The organism is uncultured Campylobacter sp. (genome assembly GCF_947255105.1).
Lineage (GTDB): Bacteria > Campylobacterota > Campylobacteria > Campylobacterales > Campylobacteraceae > Campylobacter_B.
Window position 1 is genome coordinate 121969 of record NZ_CAMYFP010000004.1, and the last position, 19562, is coordinate 141530.

The window sequence follows — 19562 nt, forward strand, 5'->3', positions numbered from 1 at the left end:
TTAAACAGCGGCTAAAATCTCGCTTAACTCTTTTTCATCTAACTCTTTAGTTGTAATCAAAGCCTTTAGCTTTCCATCTACTAAAGAGTCATAAACTGCTTTTGTATCGATGTCACTTATCATAGTAACGCCATTTTTGTCTAAATACTCAAGCAAAGAGAGCTTTGATGTATAGTTTGATGGAAAATGACAAAGCTCTCTTACTATAATTGCCTTTGCTTTTGGCTTGATATCTGGATTGGCAATGCCAACAGCACCGATAGTAGGCGAGACAAAAAGCAACATAGCGTCTTTGTTTTTCTCATCTTGAATTTGCTCTTCATAGCCACAAAAATCAGTTATAACTTTAATCTTAAGGGCGGCTTTTTGCATTTTTGTCTCTATGTCGCCAATAAATTTAGCTCCATTTTCTAAGTATAGATAGCCTTTTTTCATTAAAACATTCCTCTTTTTTTAAGCTCATCTTTATATAGTTTTTCAAAAACTAACTCATACTCTTGGCTACCAACCAAAAGTTTTTTCTCCAAATTTGACATCTTCTCTATAACAACCTCTTCAACTTTTTCATAAGTTTTTAGGTAGTTTTCTATTGATTGGTAGATGATATTTTTTACTCTATTTTCAGAGACACTATAGTCTATGAGATCTCTTTTCCAAATAGCTGCTAAAATCTCATGTGAGAGCGCATTGTAACGATCTTCATATGAGAGGGTAAAATCCTTATTTGCACAAAGCTTTCGTTTGATTAGCCAAAACATCTCTCTTTTGTCAATGCTCATCACATTGACATCGGTCTCATTTGCATCAAGAAGCTTGTTCGCCTCTTCATCAATAGCCCTTTCTGCTAAGATATTGGCCTTTAAGATCTCATTTGCCACATCAGCAACTCCCTCTATGCCACCATTAAATGTAACAACTCCGGAGTTAAAAAGATCAAGTGAGATTTTTCTTGCCACATATGGAACATGTTCAGCTCTTAATTTCATACATTTTCCCCCTATCTAATAATTGTTGCCTCTCTATCAGGACCTGTAGAGACAATCCCAACCTTTATACCTGTCAATTCTTCAATCTTTTTTATATATTTTTTTGCATTCAAAGGAAGTTTATCAAACTTATTAATACCCGCTATGCTCTCATTCCAACCTTTCATCACCTCATAAATTGGCTTTGCTCTCTCTAAATCTACAGGAAAGTGAGTTGTTTTTTTGCCATCTATCTCATAAGCTGTACAAATTTTTATCTCATCAAAAGTATCTAACACATCTATCTTTGTAAGTGCAAATGTATCTATGCCATTTAGTCTTGCTGCATATCTTACTCCAACTGCGTCAAACCAACCACATCTTCTCTTTCTGCCTGTTGTTGTGCCAAACTCTTTGCCTATAGTAGTGAGTTTCTCGCCAATCTCTCCAAGCTCTTCTGTAGGAAAAGGACCGTGTCCAACTCTTGTTGTGTAGGCTTTGATAACTCCTACAACCTCGCCAATCTCTTTTGGTGAAAGTCCAAGCCCACTGCATGCACCAGAGGCAACTGTATTAGAGCTTGTTACAAATGGATAGGTTCCATGATCTATATCCAAAAGTGTTCCTTGTGCCCCTTCAAGTAGTATCTTTTTATCGCTATCAATATAGCTCCAAAGAAGCTCAGTAGTATCTACTATGTAAGGCTTTAGCGCTTTGCTATAATCCTTAAGCTCTTTTAAAAGCGACTCTTTTTTAGGAAACTCTATCTTTAAAGCGTCAAATAGATATCTTTGTGACTCAAAATCGCTCATCAAATCATCGCACAACTTTACAGGATCTAGCAACTCACAAACTCTATGGCCTACTCTGTTTGCCTTATCGGCATATGTAGGACCAATGCCTTTGCCAGTAGTTCCTATCGCGCCATCTCCTTTAAGTGCCTCTTTGGCTCTATCGATAATGGCGTTATGCTCCAAATTTAGATGTGCTCTTTTGCTTATAAAAAATCTTCCATCAAGATTTTTAAACTGCTTCATCTCCTCTATTAGGACCTTTGGATTGACAACAACGCCGTTGCCTATGATGTTTTTGATATTGTTGTGTAAAATTCCGCTTGGTATAAGATGTAGGGCATATCTTTTACCATCAACACAGATAGTATGACCTGCATTGTGACCGCCTGCACTTCTGCAAACTACATCATATTTTTCTGAGAGCATATCAACTATCTTTCCTTTGCCCTCATCTCCCCATTGAACTCCAACTATTAAGTCTGCCTTGCTCATTGTCTATTTCCTTTATTTTCTAAGATTTTTTCAACTACACTATCGACCATTATGCCAAAACCGCTAGATTCCATCCCCTCTATCTCATATCCTCCACCACTACAATAAATTTCATTTTTATCAAAAAATCTAAAAAACAACCTATCATAATAGTTCATCTTTGAGTAATAAAGCGGCATAAGATAAAGATTGTTGCTATTTAATGGCTCTATAAGCTCTTTCATCTCAACTAAACTCTCTTTAAGCTCTTGCGGAACCAGCTCTATAGTTTTAGCAAGATCCTCTTTTTTGCTAAGCCTAATAAGCGCATCAACCCACCCTATCTTTTTGTCCCTTAAAACTCTAACCCACGAACCATCTTTAAAAATCTCCATATCAAGACCCAAAATCGAGCAAAGAATTTGCGGTATTTTTATATGGCTTATCTGTAAATTTAGCTCTATCTTAAATTTATCAAAGATTTTACTTACAATTTCAAGTGCTAAATTTGACTCTCTTTTGCCGATACTTTCAGCGCCTATTTGATAAATCTCTTTGTTTGGATACTTAAAAACTGGCTGTATATAAAAAAGTCGCTTGGTCTGTTTATCCTTAAATCTTTGTCTAACAATCCTTACAACATCAACTGTGCTATCGGCTCTTAGACTTAAAATTTGGTTATAAGAATCGGTTAAATTTACTCTCTCCTTAAAGCTAACTACTAAATCCTGATGATAAGAAAAGTAGGGTGTCACAATCTCTTTGTAGTCATAAGTTTTAAGAATTTTTGCAGCATAATACTCAAACTCTCTCTTTATATCGGCACTTTTGCCAAAGTAGAGTTTAGAGCCTTTTGGTATCTCATGATCTGCATGGTAAATATCCATTTTATAACCTTTATAATTTTGTCACTTTTTCAGCGATAAGGATAGCACATTTTTGCTTATGCAATTCTGTTATTAGAGCTTAAGTGAGATTATAGATACAAAATTTATTTTTGCCGTTACTTTTTGCAAGATACATTGCATCATCTGCCTGCTTTAAAAGAGTCTCAAAATCAACCTCTCCTTTTTGCGGATAAAGTGTCACTCCTATACTTGCAGTTGCACTTAAAATCTCATTTTTAAACTCAACTTTGCTAGCGGCAGTTTTTAAAATTTGCTCCAACATCTCCTTTATTTTGCCACTATCTCCAAAAATTATGGCACCAAACTCATCTCCGCCAATCCTTGCTATAACATCATCATTTAGAAAAAGCTTGCTGAGTCGCTTTGAAATTTGAGTTAAAAAATAGTCCCCCGCCTTATGTCCAAAGTTGTCATTTATCTGTTTAAATCCATCAAAGTCAATAAAGAGCAGAACAAAACTAACCTTTAGTCGCTTTGTTTTTTTGATAGCATCTTCGGCAATTTTTTCAAAATAAAGTCTATTTGGAAGCCTTGTGAGTAGGTCATAATGGGCAATTTGCTCAAGATAGCTCTCCTTTTCCTTAAAGGTGGTAATCTCCAAAAACATCATCACATAGTGAAGTAGCTTTTGCTCCTCTTTTACCGCACTTACCGTAATCATAATAGGATAAATTGACTCATCTTTTCTTCTTGCCCAAATCTCCCCCTGCCAAAAGCCATTTTTTGCTATTGATCTTTTAAAAAACTCTATTATATTTTCATTATCATCAAAGACAAAGTGATAAGAGCTCTGTCCGATAAGCTCATCTTTGCTATATCCTGTAATCTTTTCAAAAGATGAGTTGATACTTGTGATAGCTCCATTTTCATCAACTATGGCAATGCCCTCATGAGAGTTTTCAAAGACACTTGCAATGGCTCTAAGCCTTAACTCGCTCTGCTTTAACTCATCAACATCTTCAATTGTGCCAAAAAACAGAACAATCCTTTGGAAGAGATCTTTTTTAAAGGTATCGCTTCTAAAACTGACCCAACAATAACTTCCATCGCTTCTAACAACTCTAAACTCCACCGCCATTTTTTGGATTTTGCCATCGATGTAGAGCTGCAACTCATCTTTAAATTTCACCAAATCATCTCTATGTATAAGGCTAAAAAAGCGTTCAACTGCAATATTGTCTTCGATATAGCCCTCTTTATAGCCTCTAATCCTAGAAAAAGAGCCACTAAGTTTTATTGACTTTTGTCTTACATCCCACTGCCACGAACCAATAGAAGAGGCCTCCAAGATATTTTGATAGCGTTTTAGCTCCAAATTTAAGGTATTTATCTCACTTACAAATTTAGTAACATCTTGAAAGTAAAAAACCAAATCAAATTTCTTCTCATCTATCCAAAAAAACTTACAAACTACCAAATAATCGTGATAAATTTTGTTAGCATGGGCTATTTTGTAGTTTTGAGTAAAGACTAGCTCTGCATCTTTGTCTAAAAAGATCTTTTTGCTGTTGTCTAGCTCGTTTAAAACCTTTTTTTGCTCGCCTCTTTCTATTAACTCAAAAAAATCACTTCCAATGAGCTGCTCTTTTTCATATCCCCAAAGCTCTTTTACATTTCTAGTTAGATCGAGAATTTTATTTCTATCTAGGTCATATCTCATAACAACAACTGCGCCATCATCGTAGTTACGCCTATTTTTGGCAGTTTTTTCAAAAAAATCATAAAAATCACTTACATCAAGAAGTGCATAAATCCAGATATTTTCTACTTTTATATATTTTTTAGCAACTCTTAGCTTGACTTTTTGCCCGCAACACTTTTTGTGAACTGATAAATAGTAGTCACTTTTAGTAAAACTTTTTGAAAGTTGTTGCGATGAGTATGATAAAAAGTCCTCATCATCAAGATCAAAAATAGTCCTGTTTTCCAAAGTTTCATAGCCATAAAACTCCGTTGCTTTGTTGTTTGCTTTGATGATTTGACCAGTAGTTCCATCTACAAAAAGCACCATAAGAGAGCTATTCTCAAGCAAAAGCTCCAACTCATCATTTAGTTTTAAAAGAGTTTTGTTTAACTTCCTGTTTCTTTGCATCAAAGAGCTTATGTTAGATGAGATGAGCTCAAGTCCATCTTTTAAATTTGAAGAGTTGGTTTTGCCAAAGAGATTTTGTATATTTTTCAAAGGCGAAAGTAGCGATAAATTTAGAGTAAAGTAGTATTTCAAAAACAAAAATACCATCAAGCTAAGTAGCCCAAAGAGCGCACAAAGGTGCTTTATCAAAGTTAGGCTAAACTCCTTTAGGCTTACTAGATATCCATCAAAGCCATCAACTCTACTTACAAAAATATAGTAAAAAAGCCCTTTTTTGCTCTGGATTAGCCTTATGCCATCACTCTTATCCAAATCAACCGCCCTACTAAATAGCTCATAAAAGCTCTTTATAGCCTCATCTTTGCTAGCAAGTATAGTTGCATTTGGACTTAAAATGAACAAGTTGCGGCTAAACTCTTTTTGCTCTAAAAGAGTTTTAAAATAGCTCTTAGCATCTAACAAAAAGAAAAAATAGCCATCTTCTTTCTTTGCGCCAAAGATGAGATAGTTTTTGCTAACGCTCTCTTCAAGACTAAGAAGTATGGTTTTGTCTAAATTTCTAACCAACAGCTCATAGTCTATATCGACACTTGTCATCTCCTTGTTGGGATTTATCTGCTCTTTAAAGCTGTTTTTACTGCTTATAAAAGCTAGCACTTCTGGATTGGCTTTGTAAAATGAGTCTAAATTTGGGCTATTTTTGGCTGCTGTAAGCTTTGATAGTAAAATCTCTTTTTGAGTTTTCATAAGAAGTGCCAAAGTGCTATTTTCTTGATAGAGCCTCTCCTCTTGCTCTTTGTAACTTTGAAATTCATAAAAGCAAAAGAGTAAAATTATGATAAATATATTTAGGATAAAGGTCTTTTTTAAAGAGTCAAGCTCTTTGGAGTATAGCTTTTTGTCCATTGTTATTCCAAAATAAAGTGGCGAGAGAGTGAGGGAATCGAACCCCCCGCAAGATGGTCAACCACCCTGCTATCGGATTTGAAGTCCGCAAACGCCACCAGATCGTTTTACTCTCCAAAACCGCCATTATAGCAAAAATAGTTTTAATTCTCCCTCTTTTTTGAAAAAGAGATGATAAGAGCAGGCAGTAAAATAAGAGCGCTAATTAGCATAAGCGCCATTACTAGATCTATCAAAAGACCAAAATAGATAGTAGGCCAAAAGTTGCTTATGGTCATAACACAAAAGCCTAAAAATATAGCAAAAGAGGTATAATACATCGCATATCCAATGCTTCCGTGACTTATCATTACCGCCTCTTCTACACCGGCTCTTTTTCTCTCCATCTTATATCTATAAATATAGTGTATCGAGTCATCAATCCCAATGCCTATGCTAATAGCGGCTATTGTTATACTCATGATATCCAAAGGTATGGCAAAGATTCCCGTCACAGCAAAGACAAAGCTAAGCGGAATGACATTTACAACAATTGCAATAAATGCAAATTTAACACTTTTAAAGATGAAGATAAAGAGCACAAAAATAGTTAATATAACAAAACCAAGAGTCTCTATCTGCGAACTAAAAAGCGCTTGAAGCATATCGTTGTAAAGCACCATAATGCCACTTATCGTAACCTCTACATCTTCATCTTTTAAAAGCTCATTTAGCTCACTTGAGAGACTTTTCAAAAACTCATTTCTTTTTAAATTTTTATCGCTATCTACTGTCCTTACTACAAAATGCGCCTCATTTGCAGCTATGTTTATATAGGGATTTAAAACGATTTTTCTATACTCATCTGGCAACTCTTTATAAAAAACAGAGAGCATAAAATCATCAAGTTCCACCCCGCCATTTATCTCCTTGCCAATAGCCAAAACATTTTCAAACGAACCTACATATCCAACAAAATCTTTGTTACTTAGGTAGTTATGAACCTCTTTTATAACTCTTATCTTTTTGCTTGAAAACCAATACTCATCGCCCTGTTCCAAAGAAGCAAACTCGGATTCAAACTCATCTAATGGCTCGCTGCTAGTCCTCTTTTCATCTTTAAATTTCACTATAACATCAACTGGAACTGTCCCGCCAAGCTCTTTGTCAATCTTTGCCATTCCTTTGTAAATTTCAGTACTTTTTTTAAAATATCCAATAAAGCTATTTTCAACCTCTAGCTTTGATATGCCAAAAAGCCCAACTACAACAACACTGGCTGCAACGCTATAGATAAGCGCCCTTTTATTTATAGCTAGTTTTGCGCACCAAATGGTAAATTTGAAACTATCTTCAAAACTAGTTTTTATGGCTCTTTTTTTAAGCAAAACCATAGAGGCGCCAAAGAGCATATAGGCAACAATCAAAGAGATTGATATCCCAACGCTCATCATAACACCAAGCATGATAATAGGCTTGATATCTGATAGTACCAAGGAAAAAAAGCCAATTACAGTGGTAAAGACTGCAAAAAAGCAGGGAAAAAGTCTATCTTTTAGCGAAAGATAGATTAGTTGCGACTGTGAATATAGCGGATGTTTTAAGGCTCTCTCTCTATAAGCTACTATCAAATGTATTACTATTGACATTGTAATTACTATCTGAAGAGCGACAAAATTTGAGCTAATAACAGTTACTTCGATATCCAAAAGTCCAAAAAGCCCGCTTGCCAAAATGGCACTTGTCACACAGACAAAAAGTGGCAAAAAGACAAATCTCATCTCCCTAAAAAAGAGCCACAGACAAAACATCAAAAGCAAAGATGAGAAAAAGCCATAAAAAACAATATCATTTCTAATAAAAGAAATCATATCGTTTGCTATCATATTTACGCCGCCCAAAAAAAGCTCTCCACTTCCTTTGTGCATAGCAACGACTTTTCTTAACTCCTCTATGTTGTTTTTTTCTATCTCGCGGTTTTCATCTCGGTAAATCTTAAACTCTTTTTCAAGTTCTTTTAGCTCTCTTTTTTCATCGCTATTTATGGTATCGTCAGCAATTTTTTTATGAAGAGCCTGCTGCCTATCTAAAAAACTTTCATATTTTAAATTTGGCTTTAAATTTATCACAATTGCAGTAGTTTTAAAATCTTTACTAACCAAATTTGAGGCATAAAAAGGGTTTGTTAAAAACTCCTCTTTTGCTTTTTTTAAGTCTGCATTGCCATCTTGCAAAGTTGGAATTTCTCTTAAAAGCTCATCAAGCTTAAATTTTTTGTTTAGAAAAAGTGGCACATTTAGGATAGAAAGAGTATTATCTACAAAATCCAAACTCTCTATCTCTTTTTTCAAAGCGGCAATAGTCTCTAAGCTACTTTTTGACAAAAGCTCATCTTTTGGGGTGTATGCAAGGACTAAAAAATTTGGTGTTTGATATCTCTTATCAACCTCTCGCCAAATTTCATAATTTTTGTTATTTTGCAAAAGTAGTGTTTGGCTAGAGGCGTCAATCTCTAATTTTGTCGCAAAATAGCCAAAAATAAGTAGCAAAATGGCAAAACTAAAGATTATACTCTTTGGAAAGGCGATGATAAATTTAAAAAAGTTCTTCATTTAATCTCTACATCAGTTGCTTTTAGCTTGTTTAACATCTCCTCAAATGAGACATTGTTAGCAAGATCTGCAAATTGAGAGCGATATGTTGCAACTATGCTAACGCCCAAGATATCAACATCATAGATGAGCCAATTATCTTTGCCTTTTGGATAGAACTTAAAGTCAATATTGTAGTTTTTATCTTCGCCAACCAACTCACTTTTTAGCACAACTCGCTTCTCATTTGGAAAAATCTCATCAACTATCTTCATAGTTTGACCATTATAAAGTGAGAGTTGTTTTATAAAAGACTCTCTTAGTCTATTTTCAAAAGCCTCTTCAAACTGCTTTATCTGCGACTTTGTTAGGTTTTTGTAGTGATTTGACAAAGAGATTCTTGTCATAAGTCCATAATCAAAATACTCATCAAACAAAACAAAAATCTTAGTAGCCTTTGCCTCGTTGCTACTCTTTTCTTGCATAATCTCCATGCCAACAGCTATTTTTTGTTGCATAGTAGTTTTTATCTCATCTTTTGACAGCCCAAAACAAAGCGCAACCGCCAAAGTTAGCATTAAAAAAACTCTTTTCATCATCACTCCTTTATCATATACTCTCTTCTTTGTTCATATCCATCGCGCAAAAATAGATATAAATCAACAGCCTCTTTTTTAAGATTTGGATAGAGTTCTGTATTTAAAGAGGCTTCGTTTAGATAGTTAAAACTAGCAACGCCAAGGCTTTGATATCCATCATCAACTACATATCCAACTGGATTTAAAAACCAATCCCCAACCAACCCAAAACTATCTCTTAAATTTGACGGACCAAGGAGAGGAAGGACGATATAAGGACCGCTTTTAATGCCCCAAGCGCCCAAAGTCTGCCCAAAGTCCTCATTGCCTCTTTTAAGATCAAAGTGCATAGCAGCAGCGTCGCTAAAACCAGCAAATCCTATAGTTGTATTTATAAAAAATCTCTTAGTAATTCTCCAAGACTCTTCAAATTTACCCTGCAATAGGCTATTTACAACTCTTACAGGATAGAGTAAATTGTGAAAAAAGTTAGAAAAAGCACCTTGAATTGGATCTGGCAAAACAGCGTCATAGCCCCTTGCAACGGGAAGTAGCGCATAGGTATAGATAGTGTCATTTATGCTAGTCATTGCCCTGTTATATGTGATAAATGGATCATAAACCTCTTTTTTAGCAAACTCCTCTTCAAAATCAAACTCATCAAAGCTCTCACCAAAAGCAAAGGTAAAAAAAAGAGCCAGTGCCAAAATAGCCTTTAAATTTCTCAAAAACTGCTCCGCTTCCTAAATTTAGATATTAAAAGTTTAGATTATATGCAAATTTCTGTTAATATTCAATTTGTAAATATATATTTAAAATATAGCTCTCAAACAAAGCTATATATGTGCTATTAATAGATATATAAGTTTATATTTTGTAAAATTAGTTTTTAAAAAAGGGGTCAAAAATGAAAGCGGATGTAAAATTAGAACTTTTTTTGGATGGCACAACCTCTGTTTTAGAAAAACATATAGAGCTTCTAAAAGCGATCGAAAAGACAGGTAGTATCACAAAAGCGGCTAAATATGTTGGAATTTCATACAAAAATGCGTGGGATAGTCTAAATGAGATAAATAATGCCTCAAAACAACCTCTCATCATCAGACCACTTGGTAACACCAAAAATAGCGGCAGCAAACTTAGCGAATTTGGGAAAAAACTAGTAGATGAGTATGAGATCATCTCAGCTGTGCAACAAAACTTTCTAAAAGAGCTACTAAAAGATGCAAAGATAAATTTAGAAAATCTAAAGAGCTTACAGCATATAGGCGTTAGGCTAAGTGCTAGAAACAAGCTTCTAACAACTATTGATACCATTGATAATGGCGCAGTTATGAGTAGAGTTGTTGGCAAGTTAAGTAGCGGCGAAGAGCTTATCTCAACTATCACTTTAGAATCTTGCAAAAACCTTGACTTAAAAGTTGGCGATGAAGTTCTTTTTATCTTTAAAGCGCCAAGTGTGATATTGAGTAGAAAACAGGAGCTAAACATCAGTAGTAACAACATTTTAGAAGGTGTCGTTGAAGCGATAAAAATAGGAGCTGTCAATGCCGAAGTTATAGTTCAAACCAAAGGTCATCAAAAAATTGCCGCCTCTGTTACAAAAGAGTGGGTAATGCACGAAAGAGTTGGTGTTGGCGAGAAAATTTTTGCAATCATTCCATCAAATGAGATAATTATAGGTTTTTAAACCAATAAAAAGGAGAAAAAATGAAAAAGATAGTTTTACTAATGCTTATTGCGGCATTTAGTATAGCAGGTGAGATAAAAGTTGCTGCAGCAGCCAACACAACTTATGCCTTTGATGAGCTACTTGCCAAATTTAAAGAGCTAAGACCTGATATAAAGGTAGATGTTAGCCTTGGAGCTAGCGGGGCTTTTGCAACTCAGATTAGAAATGGTGCGCCATTTGATATCTTTATGGCAGCCGATATGGCTTTTGCGCAAGGACTTTATGAAGATGGTAATGCTGTTTTGCCAGCTGTAATCTATGCCAAAGGAAAACTTGCAATCTTTACAATAAGAAATTTTGACCTTAGCAAAGGGCTAGAACTTTTAAAAGATAGCAATATAAAGACCATCTCTATCGCCAATCCAAATGTTGCTCCATATGGCGCTGCAACTGTCCAAGCCTTTAAGAACGCTGAAATTTATGATGAGATAGAGGGCAAAATAGTTCAAGCCAAAAGTATAGGCGAGGCCTTAAGTCAAGCAATGAGTGCAAGCGATGTTGGCTTTGTTGCGGCTAGTGCAATGTATTCACCTAAGATGAGCAAATACAAAGAGGGACAAAACTATGCATTTGTAGATAGCTCTTTATATAGTCCGATAGAACAAGGTATAGTTATCCTAAAAAAGGCAAAAGATAGCGCCGATGCAAAGGCGTTTTATGACTTTATTTTAAGCGATGATGCAAAAGCAATCTTTAAAAAATTTGGTTATGAGTTTTAATGATAAAAGCCAAACTCATATCCAAAAAACAAAATGATGAGATAGCGGCTTTGAAGTTTTGCACAGCCAGCAAACAGGAGCTTTTTATGGTAGCAATTGGCATAGCTTCTAAACTAGAGCTTGGAGAGTGGGTGGATTGTGAGGTAAAAAGTAGCGATGTCATAGTCTCTAAAACAAAGCTAAAAGAGTGCTCTTTAAGCAATGAGATAGAGTGCGTTATAAAGGAGATGGAAGTGGGCAAGATTCTTACAAGCTTAGTACTTAGTGCAAAAGACTTTACTCTAAATAGTATCATCACCTCAAACTCAGCCAGAAGGCTAAATTTGAAACTAGAAGAGAGAGTATATGCCTATATAAAAGCAACTCAAATTTATATTAAAGAGAGGCTATGCTAGAGATAGATTGTCAAAAAAGCTTTGGAGCCAAATTTAACCTTGATATCAAGCTTCAAATTCCTAGCAATAAATTTGTGAGCCTATATGGCAAAAGCGGCAGCGGAAAAAGCACACTTCTTAGGCTTATTGCCGGTTTTGAAAAGGCAGATAGCGGCTACATCAAAAACGGCGATAAGCTCTTTTTTGACAACAACACCTTCCTTTTGCCACAAAAAAGAGAGGTTGGGTTTTTGTTTCAAGACTATGCTCTCTTTCCAAATATGAGTGTCATTAAAAATTTACTCTTTGCCAAAAAAGACCATGATTTAGCTATGCGGCTTCTTCATCTTATGGGACTAGAAGAGCTAAAAAACGCTACTCCAACCAAGCTAAGTGGCGGTGAAAAACAAAGAGTAGCTTTGGCAAGGGCGCTTATGAGAGAGCCAAATATACTGCTTCTTGATGAGCCGCTCTCTGCACTTGATACAAATATGAGGACAAAACTTCAAGACTATCTCATCAAAATTCAAAATGAATTTCAAACAACCATCATACTTGTAAGTCACGATATCTCTGAAATTTACAAACTTGCCTCTATCGTATATGAGATAGAAAATGGCAAAATTATCAATATTGGTAGCGCCAAAGAGCTCTTTCTAAAAACTAGCGGCTCTCAAAAGTTTTCATTTTTAGCAAAACTCCTAGAGCTAAAAAAGCAAGATAGCATTGTCATAGCAACCATATTAGTGGGCTCTCAGTTAAGTCAAGTAGCCCTTACCAAAGAGGAGGCAAAAGAGCTTATAGTTGGCGAAAATATAAAAATAACCGCCAAAGCCTTTGGTCTTAAAATCAACAAAATAAGCGGAGGAAAAGATGAGTAACATTGACTTTAGTCCATTTATCATCTCTTTGAAACTCTCTTTTATAACAACTATCATACTCTTTGTGGTACTTTTGCCACTTAGCTATATAGTTGCTACAAAAGAGTTTAAGGGACGCTCTTTTATAGAGGCGATCTGCTCTCTTCCGCTGGTGTTGCCGCCATCAGTCATGGGCTTTTATCTGCTTATTTTTCTCTCGCCCTACTCTTTTTTGGGAAGTTTTTTAGAAAATACATTCGGCATAAGAGTTGTCTTTAACTTCACTGGACTTGTCATTGCAAGCTGCATTTACTCACTTCCATTTATGTTCAATCCTCTTATCTCTGGCTTTCGTTCCATGCCAAAGAGCCTTATAGAGGCTAGCCACTCACTTGGAAAAGGTGCCTTTAAAACGCTTTTGTTTGTGGCGCTGCCTGCTATAAAGCCATCAATGATAAATGCCATTATCATAAGTTTTGCTCATACTATGGGCGAGTTTGGCGTCGTGCTTATGATTGGTGGAAGTGTAAGTAGTGAGACAAAAGTCGCAAGTATTGCCATTTATGAAGCTGTTGAGCTACTAGACTTTAAGATGGCACATATCTACTCAGCAATTATGCTTGCTATGAGCTTTCTTGTTCTCTTTTTGGTCTATCTTTTTGGCAACAAAAAAGAACTTAGATAAATTTAACTTTTGATTTTGACTAAATTTATGCTACTATTTGCTCTTTTGGAGCTAAATTTCAAGGAGTTAATAAGATGAAAAAAGCACTTTGTATTATAAGTGGTGGAATGGATAGCACGCTTTGCGCATATATGGCAAAAGAGATGGGCTATGAGATAGTTGGACTTCATTTTGATTATGGTCAAAGGACTATGAAAAAAGAGAGAGAGTGCTTTTTAAAAATATGCGAAAAACTCAATGTAAAAGAAAAAATCATTTTAGATGCAAGTTTTATCAAGGCTATCGGTTTTAACGCACTTACCGACACTACAATCCCCGTTCCAAAAGACAACATAAGCTCAAACAAAGCCAAAAAAGTCCCTATAAGCTATGTTCCCTTTAGAAATGGCATATTTCTCTCAATCGCCGCTGCTGTGGCTGAGACAAAAGAGTGTGAGGCTATTTTTATTGGACTTATTGAAGTTGATGGAAGTGGCTATCCTGACTGCACAGATAAATTTGTTCAAAAAATGCAAGAGGCGATAAACATAGGAAGAGCCTGTCCTCCGCTTCGTATAATGGCTCCTCTTTTAAATTTCAACAAGGCAAAGATAGTTGCAAAATCGCTAGAGCTGGGAGTTCCGCTAGAATACACTTGGAGCTGCTACGAGCAAGAAGAGAGAGCTTGTGGGCATTGTGATAGTTGTCTGCTTAGACTTAGAGGCTTTAGAGAAGCTGGCGCTAAAGACAAGATAGCGTATCTTTAAATTTAACTAGCGCCCCTTTTTGTAAGAACTGGTATGATTGTCTTTAAAATAATTACAACATCATTATAGACATTCCAGTTTTTTGCATACCAAACATTCATAGCAACTCTACTCTCAAAGTCCAAATCCCCTCTACCGCTTATCTGCGCAAGTCCTGTTATGCCTGGTTTTGCCAAAAGCAATATACTAAGATCTTCTTTTGTTATGTTTGATCCCTCATAATCCCCCTTTGGCACGGGACGTGGTCCAACTACGCTCATCTCTAGCTTTAAGATGTTGATGAGTTGTGGCAGCTCATCTAGCGATGTGGCTCTTAGGATTTTGCCGATTTTTGTTATCCTAGGGTCGTTTTTATATTTTTTAAATTTGTTATAAAACTCAACCTCCCAAGGATTGGCTTGAAGATATTGGCGCAACACTATATCGCCATCTTCTCTCATAGTTCTAAATTTATAGCAGCCAAACTCTTTACCATTTTGCCCAACTCTTCTTTGTGTAAAAAGTATGCTACCACGCGGTTCTTCTAGCTTTATAGCTATCACAACAACTACAAAAATCACAACAAAAATAGGCAATATAAGTAGCGTAATAGTATAGTCAAGTGTTGTTTTCAAAGCTCTATTTAGCGGACTTTGAAGTGAGTTTTGTATCAAGAAAAGATTGGTTCTTGTGTTGAAAAGATTGTAAATTTTTGCTCTACTAAAGTCGTAGTCTTTTAGCAAAGGCGTAAAGACAATCTCCTTTTGATGAAATAGGTTATTTTGTATAAGAGTGCTTAACTCATCTGCCATAAGACCTTGGCTATCTATAAAAAGTGTCTCATAGTCATCTTTTCTAGTTGGAACATAACCAAGATAGATGTTTTTAAAAATCTCTTTTTTAAATTTCTTATCTTTGCTAATAATCTTTGCTCTCCTAGCCCAAAGCCCAAAGCTAAAAAGCGCCCTTTTAAGAATTAGCTTAAGAGGTGGGATAATAATTGCAGCTATCATAAAGGCAAAGATAATTATCACACGCGAATAGGTGCTCTCTTTGCCAACAACCATAAGAAAAAAAAGTAGCACCATAGAGAATAAAAGCCCCTTAAATATGAGCAAGCTCTCATGCCAAAAATCATATCTTTTTGTATAAATTCCAATATACGCAAAGACAAAGATAGTCACAATGTATAAATTTAAGTAAGAGAGATAGGGCAAAAGCTCATGAGTAGCGGCGATACCAAACAAGGCATTAAGCAAATTTTTTAAGAAAAATGCCACTACAAGCGAGAGGGCGATAGCTACTATATCAACCAAGACAAATATCACAACGCAGATAATATTTTTCACCTAACATCCTTTTTCAAAGCTCTCATCTAGACTTTGCTATTATGCTATATTGATACTTAAAATTATCTATAGTTATAAAAGCTTAATTATAGCCATTTAATAAAGATTAAGAAAATTTTTGCTAGACTAACCGCTAATTTTTTTCTAAAGGCTGATTGTTGCTATTGTCTAAGAAATTTGAACTCTCTTATGTGAAATTTATCTATCTTTTTGCCATAATAAACTTGCTTTTATTTAACTATCCGTTGATGAAATATGCCATTTTGCACATTGAAAAGCTAAATTTAAGCGGCTTTTTCCTTTTTGTCACAACTATAGTAGCCTCTATCTTTGTTACAGCACTTATTTTGTTGATTTTGGGCTTTTTTGGAAATTGCTTTTTAAAAGTTTTTGCCATAGCCATTTTGCTTATAAACTCTGTAGTGCTTTATTTTATGTTAAATTATGAAGTGATACTTACAAAGGCGATGATGGGCAATGTCTTTAACACAAACACCGCAGAAAGTGGCGAACTTCTATCACTAAAAATCATCTTTTATCTTCTCTTTTTGGGTATTTTACCCTCTTTTTTCATAGCCAAAATAGAGATAAAAAAGAGCAAATTTATAAAAAAACTATTGGCTCTTTTTCTAACAATAGCTAGCATCCTAATTTATGGCTTTGCAACATCATTTTCTTGGGCCTGGATAGACAAAAATGCCAAAAACATCGGTGGATTGATACTTCCTTGGTCATACATCGGAAACTCCATAAGATACGGCATAGAGGCACTTCCAAACAAAGATGTAAAGTCGCTCTCGCCACTTAGCTTCAAAGATCCAAATGCGCCAGAAATTGTAGTTTTGGTGATTGGCGAGTCTGCAAGGGCTGATCGCTTTGGAGTTTTGGGCTATCAAAGAGATACAACTCCACGCCTTGCCAAAGAAAAACTTTATCTATTCAAAAACACCATCTCTTGTCAGACCTACACTACTGCTGGAATTTCTTGTATGTTAAGGTATGAGGGCTCTAAAAGTAGTATTTTTTCTAATGACGAGCCACTTCCTAGCTATCTTGAACGCTTTGGTGTCAATACATTGTGGCGATCAAACAATTGGGGCGAGATGCCACTTAAGATAAGCAAATACCAAAAAGCCAATGATATCAGAAAAGAGATTGCAAATCCTGATGGTTGGGAGTTTGATATGGCTCTTTTATACAAACTAAAAGATGAGATAGCCTCTTTGAAATCGCCTAAAAAGTTTATTGTCCTACATCAAACAGGAAGCCATGGTCCAGCTTATAGCAAAAAATATCCTAAAAGAGTTGAGAAATTTGGGCCAGTTTGCGATAGTGTGGAGCTTAAAAACTGCACAAAAGATGAGCTAAACAACGCCTATGACAACACAATCATTTGGACAGATCACTTTCTTGGCGAGCTTATTGCCATCTTAAAGTCCATAAACACCCCTTCTGTGATGATATATCTCTCAGATCATGGCGAGAGTTTGGGCGAGAATAACTTCTTTTTGCATGGTGCACCAAATGCCATCGCACCAAAAGAGCAAAGAAATATACCATTTATCATATGGACTAGTAGTGAGCGTAAATTTAAGCCAACAATTGACTCTTATAGCCAAGATTTTGTCTTTCATACGGTACTAGGTGCTTTTGGAGCAACATCAAAAGAGTATAACTCTAAATTTGACCTATTTGAGTAAAAGATGAATTTCTCTCGCATTGATAAGTTAAAGGTAGCATATAAACAAAGTTTATATGAGATTAGATTTTTAAAATTATCATTTATTTTAACTCTGCTATTTTTTCTTTCTTGTTTTTATCCAACCGACTCTTCATTTTATCAAGACAAAAGACGAGCCCAAAGTGGGGATTTTGTCTATTTTACAGAGCACTATTTGAGATTTACAACTACCATTGCAGCGGTTGCCATACCAATATACAAAAAGGACATCGTAGGTTTTATGCAGATGATAAATGTTAGTCTTGGCACAACTATCACAACTCAAACCCTAAAAAGAGTCCTAAACAGAGCCACAACTATCAACGGCAGACGTTTAGGCGAGCGCCCAAGTTCTCAAACTAGTAGATACAATATGCCATCTGGTCACTCTTCAATGGTCTCATGTGCTGCTTTTTTTCTTATAATTCGCTATAGGTTGTTTAAAAAACGGAGCGGATTTGCTTTTGCTATCATTTTGCTACTTCTTTGTTTTGCTACAATGTATGGCCGGGTGATGTTGGACGCACATACTATTTCTGCGACTATTGCAGGATTTATAACGGGCGGAATTAATGCGCTTGTTTTTACATCTGCATTGAAATTTAAAAGAGAAAATAACCAAAAGGAGTAATTACAAAAAAACTAGTTTTTGATTATAAATTAGCTAGAGAGCTAATGGACGATAGAAATTTGACCTATCAAGACTTATCAAAATACTTTAAAGAGCACGGAGTAATAATGTCTCCAGAGAGTATTAAGTCGTGGTTTAGGACTAATGACAATACCAGAGCTATGCCAGACCTAGAGAAAGCCTCTTTATTGTCTAATATCCTACAAATCCCCTTGCCAGCTCTTTTGCCACTTACAAATTATAGAGGCGATGTTAAGCCAATCCCAATCACAGGTGAGGCAAGTTGTGGGCTTCCAATAACCAATAGTTATCAAGGAGTTGATGTTGCCTATGTAAATGCCATTGACTACAGTAAAGACTATTACGCAGTAGTTGCAACAGGCGATAGTATGAGCCCAGAGATAACCAGCGGAGATATAGTCATTTGCAATCCAAAAGCTCAAGTGTTAAACGGAGATTTAGTTCATTACATACTTCACGATGAAAGTGCTATAAAAATATTCTACAGAGATAAAAACGATATATTGCAATTAATTCCTATCAACCAAGAGGGTTGTTTCTTTACTACAACGATAATGCCAGACAATACAGAGCTTTTATCTAATTTAACCTATGCCAAGGTTATACAGATTATCAAAGTAGAAACTAATAACAGAAAAGCAAGGTTAAGGGCTGTAGGTAAGGAGTAAAAGCTATTTTTTTCTCTTAGATTTTCTATACAGATAAGGGCTAGTAGGATTATCATCTTGCCAAAGCCCTATCTTATTAGACTTTGCAAATGCTATCTATCCGCCAATTAAACAGAGTTTTGGAGTTTTATTTTGGTGATGAGAGAATTTAGTCATATCATCCCATTGCTTTATTTGCATCGCTTTCACTAAAATTTATAAATTGCTCTCTATCTCAATTTATATTTTTTTATAATCCTATCTCTCTCATCTGCTAGAATTTTTTCACATTCATCATAGGTTTTTCTTTTGAGTATTCTTGCCAAATTTTATCTGTTAAATCCCAAAAATTATGCAAGTCATCGTTTTTATAAGTTTTATCTATAATATTAATCTGTACAATAACTGCATTTGGCTCTTAAATTCTCAAACTCATCACCGCTCATAGTTTTACAATAACAACCTCTACTTTGAAATTTAAACTAATAAGTAGGTTTTATGGTACTAAGGTTAAAAGTAGCGCAAATTAAATTTCAACTCTTATCTTATTGAAATTTAACTTTTTTATTAGCTCAATAACAAACTCTAAGTCTTATTGAAATTTAAAATAGATTTTGCTTGAGGATAAAGCTGTAAGCTAAACTAATTCAATACAGCCAATAAGAACTAAAGTGTTGGATTAAGCTTAAATTTCATCACAAAGAGTGATAAATTTAAGCTCTGTTATTTTATAGATAGTAATTAAACTTAGTTGCTACTATTACTTCCCCTCTACCTTTATATCATCTTTTATAGCTTCAAACTTCTTAGCACCT

18 protein-coding genes and 1 tRNA gene are annotated in these 19562 nt (G+C 35.3%); 9 read left to right on the plus strand and 10 right to left on the minus strand.

The genetic code is table 11. The features are described 5' to 3' along the window. The 9 genes from Q0X52_RS03835 to Q0X52_RS03875 all read right to left on the minus strand — a co-directional run bounded on the left by Q0X52_RS03835 (position 1) and on the right by Q0X52_RS03875 (position 10012). Positions 1–435, minus strand: a complete 435-nt coding sequence (locus Q0X52_RS03835) for a carbamoyl-phosphate synthase domain-containing protein (protein ID WP_297575092.1) — start codon at positions 433–435, stop codon at positions 1–3. Next, complete coding sequence (locus Q0X52_RS03840) at positions 435–986, minus strand: DUF507 family protein (protein WP_297575095.1); 552 nt, start codon at positions 984–986, stop codon at positions 435–437. The genes Q0X52_RS03835 and Q0X52_RS03840 overlap by 1 nt, the downstream gene beginning before the upstream one ends. Positions 987–997: 11 nt before the next feature. Further along, positions 998–2251 (minus strand): adenylosuccinate synthase, encoded by a 1254-nt coding sequence (locus Q0X52_RS03845; protein ID WP_297575098.1) that lies wholly within the window; start codon positions 2249–2251, stop codon positions 998–1000. After that, positions 2248–3117, minus strand: coding sequence for an ATP phosphoribosyltransferase regulatory subunit (locus Q0X52_RS03850; protein ID WP_297575101.1), 870 nt, complete (start codon positions 3115–3117; stop codon positions 2248–2250). The genes Q0X52_RS03845 and Q0X52_RS03850 overlap by 4 nt, the downstream gene beginning before the upstream one ends. A 79-nt stretch (positions 3118–3196) precedes the next feature. Next, positions 3197–6136 (minus strand): bifunctional diguanylate cyclase/phosphodiesterase, encoded by a 2940-nt coding sequence (locus tag Q0X52_RS03855; RefSeq protein ID WP_297575104.1) that lies wholly within the window; start codon positions 6134–6136, stop codon positions 3197–3199. Between the two features lie 18 nt (positions 6137–6154). Next, positions 6155–6252 (minus strand) — tRNA-Sec (locus tag Q0X52_RS03860). Positions 6253–6279: 27 nt separating this feature from the next. Continuing rightward, positions 6280–8727, minus strand: a complete 2448-nt coding sequence (locus Q0X52_RS03865) for an MMPL family transporter (protein WP_297575107.1) — start codon at positions 8725–8727, stop codon at positions 6280–6282. Further along, a complete protein-coding gene (locus Q0X52_RS03870) occupies positions 8724–9302 on the minus strand; it encodes an ABC transporter substrate-binding protein (protein WP_297575109.1) in 579 nt (192 codons plus the stop codon). The genes Q0X52_RS03865 and Q0X52_RS03870 overlap by 4 nt, the downstream gene beginning before the upstream one ends. Positions 9303–9304: 2 nt before the next feature. Next, positions 9305–10012, minus strand: a complete 708-nt coding sequence (locus Q0X52_RS03875) for a VacJ family lipoprotein (protein WP_297575112.1) — start codon at positions 10010–10012, stop codon at positions 9305–9307. Positions 10013–10191: 179 nt separating this feature from the next. On the opposite strand from Q0X52_RS03875, the gene Q0X52_RS03880 reads away from it, so the two are divergent. The 6 genes from Q0X52_RS03880 to queC all read left to right on the plus strand — a co-directional run bounded on the left by Q0X52_RS03880 (position 10192) and on the right by queC (position 14400). Beyond that, entirely contained in the window at positions 10192–10974 is a 783-nt protein-coding gene (locus tag Q0X52_RS03880) for a TOBE domain-containing protein (RefSeq protein WP_297575115.1), read from the plus strand. Positions 10975–10994: 20 nt separating this feature from the next. Then, on the plus strand, positions 10995–11735 hold the full coding sequence (modA, locus tag Q0X52_RS03885; protein WP_297575119.1) for a molybdate ABC transporter substrate-binding protein: 741 nt from the start codon (positions 10995–10997) through the stop codon (positions 11733–11735). Next, the gene (locus Q0X52_RS03890) at positions 11735–12130 is read left to right on the plus strand and encodes a TOBE domain-containing protein (RefSeq protein WP_297575121.1); all 396 of its coding nucleotides are present in this window, start codon (positions 11735–11737) and stop codon (positions 12128–12130) included. The genes modA and Q0X52_RS03890 overlap by 1 nt, the downstream gene beginning before the upstream one ends. Further along, positions 12124–12990, plus strand: a complete 867-nt coding sequence (locus tag Q0X52_RS03895; protein ID WP_297575124.1) for a sulfate/molybdate ABC transporter ATP-binding protein — start codon at positions 12124–12126, stop codon at positions 12988–12990. The genes Q0X52_RS03890 and Q0X52_RS03895 overlap by 7 nt, the downstream gene beginning before the upstream one ends. Beyond that, positions 12983–13654, plus strand: a complete 672-nt coding sequence (gene modB / locus Q0X52_RS03900; RefSeq protein WP_297575127.1) for a molybdate ABC transporter permease subunit — start codon at positions 12983–12985, stop codon at positions 13652–13654. Before Q0X52_RS03895 ends, modB begins: the two co-directional genes overlap by 8 nt. Positions 13655–13728: 74 nt before the next feature. Continuing rightward, entirely contained in the window at positions 13729–14400 is a 672-nt protein-coding gene (queC, locus tag Q0X52_RS03905; protein ID WP_297575130.1) for a 7-cyano-7-deazaguanine synthase QueC, read from the plus strand. Between the two features lie 2 nt (positions 14401–14402). Here the strand turns inward: queC and Q0X52_RS03910 are convergent, their stop codons facing one another. Then, positions 14403–15728, minus strand: a complete 1326-nt coding sequence (locus Q0X52_RS03910; RefSeq protein ID WP_297575133.1) for a sugar transferase — start codon at positions 15726–15728, stop codon at positions 14403–14405. A 158-nt stretch (positions 15729–15886) separates the two neighbouring features. Here Q0X52_RS03910 and Q0X52_RS03915 point away from each other — a divergent pair, with 158 nt between their 5' ends. The 3 genes from Q0X52_RS03915 to Q0X52_RS03925 are packed head-to-tail and all read left to right on the plus strand — an operon-like array spanning position 15887 to position 18768. Then, a complete protein-coding gene (locus Q0X52_RS03915) occupies positions 15887–17428 on the plus strand; it encodes a sulfatase-like hydrolase/transferase (protein ID WP_297575136.1) in 1542 nt (513 codons plus the stop codon). A gap of 3 nt (positions 17429–17431) precedes the next feature. Beyond that, a complete protein-coding gene (locus tag Q0X52_RS03920) occupies positions 17432–18079 on the plus strand; it encodes a phosphatase PAP2 family protein (RefSeq protein ID WP_297575138.1) in 648 nt (215 codons plus the stop codon). A gap of 44 nt (positions 18080–18123) precedes the next feature. Further along, a complete protein-coding gene (locus Q0X52_RS03925) occupies positions 18124–18768 on the plus strand; it encodes a S24 family peptidase (protein ID WP_297575141.1) in 645 nt (214 codons plus the stop codon). Positions 18769–19562: the final 794 nt, after the last annotated feature.

Bases quoted from the DNA above. Each gene is read 5' to 3' on its own strand.
- Q0X52_RS03835 (WP_297575092.1), bottom strand. From the start codon at position 435: ATGAAAAAAGGCTATCTATACTTAGAAAATGGAGCTAAATTTATTGGC.
- Q0X52_RS03840 (WP_297575095.1), bottom strand. From the start codon at position 986: ATGAAATTAAGAGCTGAACATGTTCCATATGTGGCAAGAAAAATCTCA.
- Q0X52_RS03845 (WP_297575098.1), bottom strand. From the start codon at position 2,251: ATGAGCAAGGCAGACTTAATAGTTGGAGTTCAATGGGGAGATGAGGGC.
- Q0X52_RS03850 (WP_297575101.1), bottom strand. From the start codon at position 3,117: ATGGATATTTACCATGCAGATCATGAGATACCAAAAGGCTCTAAACTC.
- Q0X52_RS03855 (WP_297575104.1), bottom strand. From the start codon at position 6,136: ATGGACAAAAAGCTATACTCCAAAGAGCTTGACTCTTTAAAAAAGACC.
- Q0X52_RS03865 (WP_297575107.1), bottom strand. From the start codon at position 8,727: ATGAAGAACTTTTTTAAATTTATCATCGCCTTTCCAAAGAGTATAATC.
- Q0X52_RS03870 (WP_297575109.1), bottom strand. From the start codon at position 9,302: ATGAAAAGAGTTTTTTTAATGCTAACTTTGGCGGTTGCGCTTTGTTTT.
- Q0X52_RS03880 (WP_297575115.1), top strand. From the start codon at position 10,192: ATGAAAGCGGATGTAAAATTAGAACTTTTTTTGGATGGCACAACCTCT.
- modA (WP_297575119.1), top strand. From the start codon at position 10,995: ATGAAAAAGATAGTTTTACTAATGCTTATTGCGGCATTTAGTATAGCA.
- Q0X52_RS03890 (WP_297575121.1), top strand. From the start codon at position 11,735: ATGATAAAAGCCAAACTCATATCCAAAAAACAAAATGATGAGATAGCG.
- Q0X52_RS03895 (WP_297575124.1), top strand. From the start codon at position 12,124: ATGCTAGAGATAGATTGTCAAAAAAGCTTTGGAGCCAAATTTAACCTT.
- modB (WP_297575127.1), top strand. From the start codon at position 12,983: ATGAGTAACATTGACTTTAGTCCATTTATCATCTCTTTGAAACTCTCT.
- queC (WP_297575130.1), top strand. From the start codon at position 13,729: ATGAAAAAAGCACTTTGTATTATAAGTGGTGGAATGGATAGCACGCTT.
- Q0X52_RS03920 (WP_297575138.1), top strand. From the start codon at position 17,432: ATGAATTTCTCTCGCATTGATAAGTTAAAGGTAGCATATAAACAAAGT.
- Q0X52_RS03925 (WP_297575141.1), top strand. From the start codon at position 18,124: ATGGACGATAGAAATTTGACCTATCAAGACTTATCAAAATACTTTAAA.